Annotated in this window: 11 protein-coding genes; all 11 read left to right on the top strand. The window is 30.1% G+C overall.

Features of this window, described 5'->3' with window-relative positions; translation table 11 throughout:
- Nucleotides 1-57 precede the first annotated feature (57 nt).
- The 11 genes from ACFO3N_RS14165 (at nt 58) to ACFO3N_RS14115 (ending at nt 11,979) form a co-directional block, all read left to right on the top strand.
- Nucleotides 58-1,080 carry a glycosyltransferase family A protein gene (locus ACFO3N_RS14165; RefSeq protein ID WP_379798701.1) on the top strand — a complete coding sequence of 341 codons (1,023 nt, stop codon included), beginning with the start codon at nt 58-60 and terminating at the stop codon, nt 1,078-1,080.
- 1 nt (nt 1,081) lies between these two features.
- Nucleotides 1,082-1,954 (top strand): beta-1,6-N-acetylglucosaminyltransferase, encoded by an 873-nt coding sequence (locus tag ACFO3N_RS14160; protein WP_379798699.1) that lies wholly within the window; start codon nt 1,082-1,084, stop codon nt 1,952-1,954.
- 3 nt (nt 1,955-1,957) lie between these two features.
- On the top strand, nt 1,958-3,034 hold the full coding sequence (locus ACFO3N_RS14155) for a glycosyltransferase family 2 protein (protein WP_379798697.1): 1,077 nt from the start codon (nt 1,958-1,960) through the stop codon (nt 3,032-3,034).
- Between the two features lie 20 nt (nt 3,035-3,054).
- Nucleotides 3,055-4,149, top strand: a complete 1,095-nt coding sequence (locus ACFO3N_RS14150; RefSeq protein ID WP_379798695.1) for a glycosyltransferase family 4 protein — start codon at nt 3,055-3,057, stop codon at nt 4,147-4,149.
- A 4-nt stretch (nt 4,150-4,153) separates the two neighbouring features.
- A complete protein-coding gene (locus ACFO3N_RS14145; protein WP_379798693.1) occupies nt 4,154-5,197 on the top strand; it encodes an N-acetylneuraminate synthase family protein in 1,044 nt (347 codons plus the stop codon).
- A 74-nt stretch (nt 5,198-5,271) separates the two neighbouring features.
- A complete protein-coding gene (neuC, locus tag ACFO3N_RS14140) occupies nt 5,272-6,429 on the top strand; it encodes a UDP-N-acetylglucosamine 2-epimerase (RefSeq protein WP_379798691.1) in 1,158 nt (385 codons plus the stop codon).
- 1 nt (nt 6,430) lies between these two features.
- A complete protein-coding gene (locus tag ACFO3N_RS14135) occupies nt 6,431-7,129 on the top strand; it encodes an acylneuraminate cytidylyltransferase family protein (RefSeq protein WP_379798689.1) in 699 nt (232 codons plus the stop codon).
- Nucleotides 7,095-8,057: an NAD(P)-dependent oxidoreductase gene (locus ACFO3N_RS14130; protein ID WP_379798687.1), complete on the top strand. Its 963-nt coding sequence runs from the start codon at nt 7,095-7,097 to the stop codon at nt 8,055-8,057. The genes ACFO3N_RS14135 and ACFO3N_RS14130 overlap by 35 nt, the downstream gene beginning before the upstream one ends.
- A gap of 185 nt (nt 8,058-8,242) precedes the next feature.
- Complete coding sequence (locus ACFO3N_RS14125) at nt 8,243-9,640, top strand: UDP-glycosyltransferase (protein WP_379798685.1); 1,398 nt, start codon at nt 8,243-8,245, stop codon at nt 9,638-9,640.
- Nucleotides 9,641-9,664: 24 nt separating this feature from the next.
- A complete protein-coding gene (locus ACFO3N_RS14120) occupies nt 9,665-11,098 on the top strand; it encodes an MBOAT family O-acyltransferase (RefSeq protein WP_379798683.1) in 1,434 nt (477 codons plus the stop codon).
- Nucleotides 11,098-11,979, top strand: coding sequence for a hypothetical protein (locus tag ACFO3N_RS14115; RefSeq protein WP_379798681.1), 882 nt, complete (start codon nt 11,098-11,100; stop codon nt 11,977-11,979). Before ACFO3N_RS14120 ends, ACFO3N_RS14115 begins: the two co-directional genes overlap by 1 nt.
- Nucleotide 11,980: the final 1 nt, after the last annotated feature.

Genomic DNA, 11,980 nt, shown 5'->3' with positions numbered 1-11,980 from the left:
ATTAGGTTGTTTCGAAAAAATAAATTGACAGTTAATGAAATGTAAAACTATAATGAGATGAGAATAGGTTTTAATCCAAATAAAAATCAAGAAAATGCTAGTGTAATCTATTATCATCAAATTATTATTCCAGTTTATATTCCAAATCAAAACGATTATTTTAAAGATAGTCTGGCAATTCTTAAGCTATGCTTGAATTCATTGTTTCGTACAAGTCATAAAAAAACATTCATAACTATAGTAAATAATGGAAGTTGTCAGGAAGTGACAAATTATTTACATGAATTGTATTTGGAGAATAAGATTCATGAAGTGTTGGAAACAAACAATATAGGGAAACTAAATGCGATTTTAAAAGGTATAGTTGGGCATAAGTTTCGATTAATAACAATCACAGATTCAGATGTATTATTTCTAGATGACTGGCAAAAAGCTTCCTATTCTATTTTTGAAAATTTCCCTAAAGCAGGAGTTGTTTGTCCTACACCGTCATCTCGCTCCTTAAGAACTTATACTTCTAATATATACTGGGACAGTTTTTTTTCAAAAACGCTGGCTTTTTCAAAGGTTAAAAATCCTTTGGCTTTGAAAAAATTTGCAGTTAGTGTTGGAAATCCAGATTTTTACAATGAGACTCATTTAGAAAGTTACTTGACAGTGTCAAATAAAAATGAAAAAGCAGTTGTTGGAGCTGGACATTTTGTAGGGACATATAGAGGTGATATTTTTAATAGTCTGAAAGTAAAGTACTCTAATTATAAATTAGGAGGGAATAGCGAAAATGAAATTCTAGATATTCCAGTAGTTAAAAAAGGCTTTTGGCGTTTATCTACAGAAGATAACTACACGTATCATATGGGAAATGTTGTTGAAGATTGGATGTACGATGAAGTTTCAAAATTAGGGCAAAATAATTCAGAAGTTGATATAAGTATAAAACCAGTACAAGATAATTCTAAATGGCTTTTCATTATAAAAACTAGATTTTTTGGAAAATTTATTTTAAATAAAAAAATAATGAAGTACTTCTTAATATGGAAAGGACTTTCAAAAGAGGAAGCTAGTAACTATTTGATTTAAAATGAATATGCAAATTAAAGTAGCTTACCTCATAACAGCTTATCATGATTATGAACATCTAAAGAAATTGATATTAACTTTAAATGACACTAACATTTGTTTTTTTATTCATATTGATAAAAAATCTTTAATGCCAACAAATTTAGATGAATTTGAAAATATTAAATTTATTAAAAGACATAAAGTTTGGTGGGCGGGTTGGTCGCATCAAAAAGCAATTCTTAATTTAATGGCAGAAGCGGTTAAAGGAAATTTTGACTATTATTCCTTAATTAGCGGAAGCGATTACCCTATAAAGAAGAACGATTTTTTATATTCATTATTAAATCAAGGAGGAGAATTTATAAGCATAAAAGAAGGATTTTCTGCAGAATTTAAAAAGAATTGGATAACTAATTTCTATTTTGATCTGTTTTATCGTAGAAAACCCAACAAGCCAATTTGGATTAAAATTTTATTACGTTTGGAGAAAAAAATTAGTTTTTATTTTCCTAAAAAGAAATACCCATTCGAGAGAATTTTTTTTGGTCCGACTTGGTGGATTTTAACACATTCGACGGTTAATTATATTCTTGATTTTTTAGAAGCTAATCCAAAATATGAAAGATTTTTTAAAAATTCATTCTGTAGTGAAGAGATTCTAATACCAACGATTATTGGAAATTCAAATATTAAAAATTTGAAAGGAAACCTTACGTATGTTGACTGGACAGTTGCTCCTGGACCAGCTTTTGTTTCGGAAAAGCATCTTTCAATTTTTGAAAATGATATTGTTAATAATGAATATGGAGATAATTGTGCATTTTTTGCAAGAAAATTTAAAAATGAAAGCTCAGATATTTTGCAATATATTGACAATAATTTGAGGGTGTAACTTATGATAACTATAATTTATCCATATAGAAATAGAGAATCTGAGCGAGTGAAACGTTCTTTAGATTCGTTGAAAGAACAAACAAATTCTGATTTTGAAGTGCTTTTGGTTGATTATGGCTCAAATTTATCCTCTGCATCTATTATTAAAGATTTGGTTTCCAATTATAAATTTGCAAAATATCTCTACAATTATTCAGGATTTCAGCCTTGGTCGAGAGCTAAAGCAATTAATATTGGACTGAAAAATGTTACCTCAGAATATATTTTTACAGCGGATGTCGATATGATTTTTAGCCCGAATTTTGTTGCTAAACTTCATAAATTAAAAAGTCCATTTAAGGCCTATTATTTTAAAGTTGGTTTTCTTAATGAAAAAGAATCTAAAGCGAATAAGAAATTTGAGAATTATTTAATTGATTTTAGTACAGAAATTGGAGCGCAAGGATTATCATTATTCTATCTTAATAGCTTGAAAGAGATTACAGGTTATGATGAATTTTTACATTTTTGGGGAGCCGAAGATATTGATGTGCACAATCGGTTAGAAAAAAATCAAATTGAAAGCATTTTTTATTCAGAAGAAATTTTAATGCTTCATCAATGGCATGCTAGTTATAGGAAATCAGAAAAAAAAGTGCTTACAACAGACTTGCAACTGACAGATGTTGTGAAAATGAATCAACAAAAATTACTTGCCAATACTAGAAGCAAAGAAATAAAGATTAATAATTTAAATTGGGGAGCAGGTTTTTTAGAAAATGATTTTGAAAATTTAAAAAATTACGGACAAGAGAAACTAATGTTTAATAAAAAGGAAGTTGTAACGCATTTTCTATTTTGTGAATTGCCAAATTTTAAAAATGGAATTTTAAATATTCATTTTGTAAAAGATCCTTTTCAAACCTCATTAAAATATAGGCTAAAGAAATTTCTGGGTAAAAACGTTCCTAAATATTATTCTTTAAAAGAAATTAATGATTTACTGTTACTACATATTATTTCTTTTTATCACACACATCCTTATTTTTATGAAGTTAGTAATGATTTAAATAGCATTACATTTAAAATAAAAAAATAAAAAGATTCAAATCACACAACATGCCAAAAGTAATTCTGATTTCTCAAATTCCTTTACCTTACTCTCATATTGGGAGCTGGACAACTTTATATCATAATTATCTGAGTAAAAATCATTCCATTGATTATATTGTTTGTGAAGAGCCTGAAAATCTATATGCCGAAATAGAATATAGCATAGTTGCTAGTGCCAATCTACAAAAGTTTCAAAACAAATTCTCAAAAAATAAGTATAAAGAATATTTTAAAGCGCTAGAAAAAATTCTAGAAAAGGAGGATAAAGTTATAATCCAAATAATTGATAATTTTGGAATTGTAGAACCTTTAATTGATTTTTTAAAATTAAAAAATAAACAAGACAAATGTTACTTGCAGTTCTTTTATCATGGTTTCTCTCCATATTTTGAAAATTTTTCAGGGCGATGGTTTTTTGAAGGTATAGACGAAATGGTTCTATTAACCAAAGATTCATACAAAGCGCATAAAGCATATTATACAATTCTGCCAACAAAATTTTCAGTATTACATAACGGAATCGATACTTCGAAGTTTCATAAAGTAAGTATTGAAGAAAAAGAAAATTTAAAGAAACAATTAGAAATAACAAATAAGAAAGTATTTATTTGGTGTTCTCAGGATCGTCCTAAAAAAGGATTAGATTTTATTATTGATGTATGGAAAAGAGTAGATAAAAAAGAGAATGATGCAATTCTTTTAGTAATTGGTGCAAAACGAGATATAAAAATTGATGGGGTGTTTTTTTTAGGAAAAATACCAAATAATGATTTACCAAAATACTATCAAATTGCAGACTGTTATTTGTTTCCTACGCTTTGGCATGAAGGTTTTGGATTAAGTTTAATCGAAGCTTTGCATTGTGGCTGTTATTGTATTGCTTCTGAAAATGGAGGCGTTCCGGAAGTTTTACAGTATGGAAAACACGGAAAACTTATAGAGAATCCAAACTTTATAGAAGAATGGTGTGATGCTATAAATTCATTTTTAGAAGGTGATGAAACGCATTATGTTAATATTCCAGAAACTTTATATTCGATGGAAAATTGGAACGATGGAATGAATGTAATAATTAACAATGCAAAGAAAAATCTAATTTAAGGTTATGAATCCGCTTTTGAAAACAACTAATAAAAAAAATGAATCGAATTCGGTATTTATTATTGCCGAAGTTGGACAAGCCCATGAAGGCAGTCTTGGAGTTTTGCACTCCTATATTGATGCTCTTGCTCAAACAGGTGTAGATGCGGTAAAATTTCAAATGCATATTGCAGAAGCAGAAAGTAGTGAATATGAGCCATTTCGAGTGAAATTTTCATTAGAAGACGAAACAAGATTCGATTACTGGAAGCGAATGGGGTTTTCTCTCGACCAATGGAGGGGTATTAAAAACCATTGTGATGAGGTAGGTTTAAAATTTATTTGCTCTCCTTTTAGTAATTTGGCAGTTGATTGGCTAGAAGAGCTAGGAGTAGAACAATATAAAATAGGTTCTGGAGAGGTCAATAATTTCTTAATTTTAGAAAAAATCGCCCGCACGGGAAAACCAGTGATTTTGTCATCAGGAATGAGTTCATATGAAGAATTACAAAAAACAGTTGAATTTTTAAAAGAAAGAAATGTTGAATTTTCTATTTTACAGTGTACAACTGCATATCCAACTCAGCCAGAGCAATTTGGTTTAAACGTTATTCAGGAATTAAAAAATCGTTTTAATGTTCCTGTAGGGTTTTCTGATCATTCTGCAAAAATTGAGACTTGTGTTGCCGCAACAGCTTTAGGTGCTGATATTTTAGAATTTCATGTGGTATTTGACAGACAAATGTTTGGGCCAGATTCAAAATCCTCATTAACTATTTTAGAAACCAAAGAGCTTGTAGGAGCTGTTAGAAATATAAAAACCGCATTATCTAATCCTATAAATAAAAATAATAATGAAGCTTTTTCTTCTCTAAAGCAAATTTTTGAAAAATCATTAGCAATAAATAAAGATTTGCCTAAAGATCATATTTTGACTTTTGAGGATTTAGAATCAAAAAAGCCAAAAGGGTTTGGAATAGATGCCTTACGATTTCAGGAAATAATTGGAAAAGCTTTAAATAAAGATTTAAAACAATGGGACTTTTTAACAGAAAATGATCTTTCCTAAAAAAGACATGTTAATTGATTTAAGCTTCTTAATTTTCCTTACTCCAATTTATTTAAATATATAATAATTTCAAAATGCCAAAAAGAAAAATAGCTGTTGTAGTTACAGCACGTCCTTCTTATAGTCGTATAAAAACAGTGTTATCTGCAATTCAGGAACATCCAGATTTAGAATTGCAATTAGTAGTTGCTGCCTCGGCATTATTAGATCGTTATGGGTCTGCAGTAAATTATATAGAAAAAGATGGCTTTATCATTACAGCCAAAGTTTTTAATGTACTAGAAGGAGAAAATCTTACTGCGGCAGCAAAGACTACAGGAATTGGCATTTTGGAACTTTCAACCGTTTTTGATAATCTGAAACCAGATATTGTTATAACCGTTGCTGATCGATTTGAAACCATGGCAACAGCTATTGCTGCTTCTTATATGAATATCCCTCTTGCGCATATTCAAGGTGGTGAAGTGACAGGAAATATAGATGAAAAAGTGCGTCACGCAATTACAAAATTAGCAGATTATCATTTTGTTGCTTCCGAAAGTGCTCAAGAAAGAGTTATAAAGTTGGGAGAAGATTCTAAAATGGTCTTCAATACAGGATGTCCTTCTATCGACTTAGCTTTAGAAATTAGAAATAGTAAGACACTTCCATTTGATCCCTATGAAAAATATGGAGGTGTAGGAGCAAAACCTGATTTGTCTAATGGATATTTGGTTGTGATGCAACATCCCGTAACAACAGAATATAAAGATTCAAGAAAACATGTAGAGGCTACACTTGAAGCAATATATAAATTAAATAAACCTACATTATGGTTTTGGCCTAATGTAGATGCTGGAGCAGACGGAACTTCAACAGGGATTCGAGCTTTTAGAGAACAGCATAATTTGCCTAATGTTCACTTTTTTAAGAATATGGAAGGTAAAGATTTTTTACAATTATTAAAGCATAGCGAATGCCTGATAGGTAATTCTAGTGTAGGAATTCGCGAATGTGCATACTTAGGAGTTCCTGTTGTAAATATTGGTTCTCGTCAGAATAGAAGAGACCGAGGAGGAAATAGCGTAGATGTTGATTACTCACAAAAAGAAATAGAAGAAGCAATTACAGCAATTGTTAAGAATGATAAAATTGTTTCGTCTTCTATTTATGGTGATGGAAAAGCAGGAATCAAAATAGCAGAATTATTAGCCGAAGTTCCTTTACAATTTCACAAAACAATAATGTACTAATATGAAAGTTCTAGCAGTAATTCCAGCTCGTGGAGGCTCTAAAGGAGTGCCGGAAAAAAATATTAAAGTATTAGGAGATAAGCCGTTAGTGGCTCATGCAATAGAATGTGCAATTCAATCTACCTATGTGTCTAAAATTGTACTATCAACTGATGATGAGAAAATTGCCACTATTGGTAGGCAATATGATATTGATGTCTTGAAAAGACCTGCTTATTTAGCAGAAGACAATAGTAGTGTTGTAGAAACGGTAGAACATGTGATTAAAGAATATAATGAAGATTTTGACCTTATAGTTTTATTACAGCCAACTTCACCATTAAGAACCTATTCCGATTTAGATCATATTGTTAATCTGTTAATTGATAAAACAGAAATTGACGGTGTAATTAGTGTGGTTCCAATGAATGATACACATCCAGCAAGAATGTATAATCTAATGGAGCATGATGAATTGAGTCCATTAATTGATAGCGGAGAAAGCATGAGGAGGCAAGATTTAACTCCTGTCTATTATAGAAATGGGTGTTTTTATGCAGTAAGAACTAAAGCTTTTATAAGCCAAAAAAGTTTCATGGTCGAAAAAAAAATAGCTTATGTGATGAATCCGGATTGGTTAGTCAATATTGATACAATGAGAGATTTTAAATTAGCAACACTATTATATGAAGACTGGAAAAAAGAAATTACTAATAACTGAGCCTAATAATTTTAGTCAAAAAGCATTAGCAATTTTAAGCGAAGCTTTTGATGTAAAGTCTATAAAAATAAAAGATCGAGAGGAATTGAAATTAGAGATTTCTAGTGTTGATGCAATTTTTATAAGACTAGGATTTGTAATTGATAAAGAAATTCTAGACAAAGCAAGTAACTTAAAATTCATACTGACTGCAACAACTGGATTGGATCATATTGATGTTGATTACTTTAAAAGTCTAGGAGGTGAAGTGATTTCTCTTAAAGGTGAAGTAGATTTTTTAAAAAGCATACCATCAACTGCAGAACATACTTGGGCATTGTTGCTCGCTTTATTAAAAAAAATTCCAACTTCCTTTGATCATGTTAAAAATGGAGGATGGAATAGAAATTTGTTTATTAACACAAATCTGAAAGAAAAAAAAATTGGCATTTTAGGTCTAGGAAGAGTAGGAACTCAAGTAGCTGACTTTGCAAAGGCCTTCGGAATGGAAATTGGTTTTTTTGATGTTAAAAATGTAGAGAGTCAATTTTTGAGATTTAATAGTCCTGAAGAGTTATTCAAATGGGCAGACATCATTACAATACATATCCCATTTTCTGTAGAAAACGAAAAATTTATTGGTAAAGAATTGTTATCGTTTGTAAAAAATGGAACAGTACTAATTAATACATCAAGAGGTGGTGTTTGGGATGAAAATGAAATTGCTAGATTAATCGTCAATGGTAATTTTAGTGGTATTGCAACAGATGTTTTGGAAAACGAATTAAATGGAGAAACAATAGAATTGAATCCTTTAGTTGATTTAGCTAGGCAAAGCTATAATGTAATAATAACACCCCATATTGCCGGAGCTACTAAAGAATCAATGGAAATGACGGAAGAGTTTGTAGCGAAAAAACTGATCTCGAAGAGAGGCATTTTACTTTAATTCTTCAAAAATGTTATGCATTGCGAATAAGAAATGCCAAACAAACTTTCTTTTTTAAAATCTTATGAATCAAAAAGTAAACGATTGTTTTACAAAAAAGAAATAACACAGAATTATTTTTTAGTTGCGAGCAAAAATCGGATATTTGGCCGCTCATTTACCCAAAAACACTTTAGACACAATTAATGCCTACTAAAAAGATTTTTATTCTTCTTCCAGATGGAGTTGGACTCCGCAATTTTGCATTCTCTAATTTTTATAAAATAGGATTAGAAAAGAAATTTGATATTACATACTGGAATAATACTCCATTTGATTTACATAGTTTAGGTTTTAAGGAGATTAAAATAAATAATGCTAAATCACACCCTTTAACTGATAGTTATAAAAACGCTAGAAAACATATAGAGCTAAATCTCAATATAAGAAGAGAGAACGATAAAGTTTATGATACATATCGATTTCCTTTTGCATACAAAAATGTAAAGGGTGCTTTTAAAAGTTATTTTGCCAGGTTTTTGATTTCATTGTACAACTCAGACAAAGGGTTAATGAAAGTTAAATCAAAAATGAAAACTATAGAAAAGAAAACCGATTTCTATAAACAATGTGTGCAGACGCTCGAAAGAGAACGACCAAACTTTGTTTTCTGTACAAATCAAAGACCAGTATTGGCTATTGCACCATTATTAGCAGCAAAAGAGCTAAAAATTCCAACGGGAACATTTATCTTTTCTTGGGATAATTTGCCTAAAGCAACAATGGTGGTTGAAACTGATTACTATTTTGTGTGGAGTGAACACATGAAATCAGAACTCCTTAAATACTATCCAGATATAAAGGAAAAACAGATTTTTGTCGTAGGAACACCTCAATTTGAGAGCCATTTTGATGAAAAAAATCTTATTGATAAAGTCCAGTTTTTCAATGATTATGGATTAGATTTAAATAAAAAATATATCTGCTATTCAGGAGATGATATCACAACTTGTCCAGATGATCCGCAATACCTATCTGATGTAGCAGATGCAGTAAGAAAGATCAATGAGCAAGATAATAAATCACTTGGATTAATATTTAGACGTTGTCCTGTAGATTTTTCAAACAGATTTGATGAGGTTTTGGCCAGAAATAAAGATCTAATAGTTCCAATTAGTCCTATTTGGAAAAAAATAGGCGAACAATGGAATACTATCTTACCAACGAAAGAAGATGTTGAATTGCATGCAAGCACAATTTTTCATACAGAGATGGTGGTTAACCTTGGTTCTTCAATGGTGTTTGATTATGTGTGTTTTAAAAAACCATGTGCTTACATAAATTATGATGTATCGAATAGGGTTAACGAAAAATGGTCGGTTTCAAAAATTTATAACTATATGCATTTTCGTTCGATGCCAAGTAAAAAAGCAGTTATTTGGCTGAATTCTGCTGATGAAATTGCAGACAAAATTAGATTAGGACTAGAAGGCAACAATGAAACAATTGAACATGCTCAACAATGGTTTGAAATTATAAACCAAAGCTCTCCTAAAGAAGCCTCAGATAGAATATGGGAAGCAATAGAATTAATTGCTGACTAATTTATTATAAAATCATTCTAAGTTATGTTTTTTAACTCTTTGGCTTTTGCCATGTTTTTGCCAATTGTTTTTTTTCTTTATTGGTTTGTTTTTAATAAAACGAAAAGCACACAAAATGCTTTGTTGATTGTTGCCAGTTATTATTTTTATTCTTGCTGGGATTGGAGATTTTTATTTTTGCTAGTTTTTTCTACATTTTTAGATTATTTCACAGGAATTCAAATAGAAAAAAGCAACTCAGAAAAGGGGCGAAAATTTTGGTTTTGGCTTAGTGTTTTGGTGAATTTGGGGTTTTTAGGAATTTTTAAATACTATAACTTCTTTGCAGCTTCATTTGCAGAAATGTTTACTTCTTTTGGCTTTAACGTAAGTCCAATGTTATTGAATGTAATTTTACCGGTCGGGATTTCATTTTACACTTTCCACGGATTATCGTATGTGATTGATATTTACTATAAAAGAATAAAAGCAGAATATAATTTTGTAGACTATTCGCTTTTCGTGAGCTATTTTCCTCTTTTGGTAGCAGGACCAATAGAAAGAGCAACGCATTTATTGCCTGAGTTAAAAGAAAAGCGTGAGTTTAATTTTGAAAAAGCAAAAGAAGGAGTTTGTCAAATTGTTTGGGGATTAGTCAAAAAAGTAGTTATTGCAGATACCTGTGCCGTTTATGCAAACGCCATTTTTGATCATTATCCGTCAATGAATTCTTTTTCATTGATTTTAGGAGCAGTTTATTTTGCTTTTCAGATCTATGGAGATTTTTCTGGATATTCAGACATAGCACTGGGAGTTTCTAAATTATTTGGTTTAGAGTTATTGAGGAATTTTAATTACCCTTATTTTTCAAGAGACATTGCAGAGTTTTGGCGTCGTTGGCATATTTCGCTTTCTTCTTGGTTTCGAGATTATTTATATATTCCTTTAGGAGGAAGCAAAGGTGGCCTTTGGATGAAAATTAGAAATACATTTATCATCTTTATTATCAGTGGTTTTTGGCATGGTGCAAACTGGACATACATTGTTTGGGGATTTATAAATGCTCTTTATTTCCTTCCTTTATTATTGTCCAATAGTAATAGAAACAACATGGATTCTATTACTTTAAAATGGAATTTTGATTCTATTCGAGTATTATTTAGCATTTTAACCACTTTTTTATTGACTTGTGTAGCTTGGGTGTTTTTTAGAGCAAAAACAATCACCGATGCCTTTTTATATCTAAAAAAAATATTTACGAATGGAGAGTTTAGTGCTCAGTATTTAGATAATGAACGATACAATTATGAATTATTGCTAATGATTGGCTTGTTCGTTTTGGTTGAATGGAATAATAAAACCAAAGTAGAGCCAATTTCTGGAAAAAGGAGTATGATTAAAATGGCTTTAGCTATTATGGCTATTATCGCTTTCGGAACTTATTCAGATTACAAAGAATTTATTTATTTCCAATTTTAATGAAGAAGTTTTTATTATACATATTAGGAATTTTTATTTTAACAGTTTCTGTAGCAACTATTTTGGACAGATTGTATACTTATGTTTTTATGCAGTCAAGAAACCGCGGAAAAATTGAAACCGTTTTTAACTCTACAGCAAAAAAATACGATGTCGTGATTTTGGGTTCTTCAAGAGCAAATAATCATTTTGTGTCGCAAATGTTTGAAGACAAAGGGTTAAAAACCTTCAACTACGGAATGAGTGGCGGACATTTGTTTGAAGCTTCATTAATGTTAAAATTGATGATAGAAAGAAAATATGAAATCAAAAATGTGATTCTAGAAGCAGATTTGAATTTAGCCAGTGATCATCAAGCCGAAGGAATTGCGGCTTTGTTTCTGCCATATATTCATAATTCAGAAATAATCAAAGAACGTTATAGAAATGAAAGTAATTTCAATGAATTATACTATATACCATTTTATAGATATATAAAATATGATAGTAAAATTGGTTGGAGGGAAACATTTTTTACAGCAATACACAAGAAAACAAATTCCTTAGAAAATTTAGGATACCATCCATTAGAAAAACATAAAAATGGCAATATGAAAAATAATATTGTCAATTTAAATCCACTGCCACATAATAAATACTACGAAGAGATTAAAGATATATGTAAAAAGAATAACATTAATTTTATTGCAGTTATGACCCCAATGTGTGAGAATGTTGTTGGGATGAATTATTTTGACAAAGTAAAAAAGACATATCCAGAAATTTACAATTACGAAAATACAGTTATTGAAAACAAATACTTTTCTTCATGTGGGCATATGACAGGTGAAGGAGCAAGATTGTTTACAGCAAAAATTATTAAAGATTTTTTTAATAAATAAT

Source organism: Flavobacterium chungangensis (assembly GCF_042654045.1).
Lineage (GTDB): Bacteria > Bacteroidota > Bacteroidia > Flavobacteriales > Flavobacteriaceae > Flavobacterium > Flavobacterium chungangensis.
Note: the sequence above shows the minus strand (reverse complement) of the source record. Positions and strands in the feature narration are given on the sequence as shown.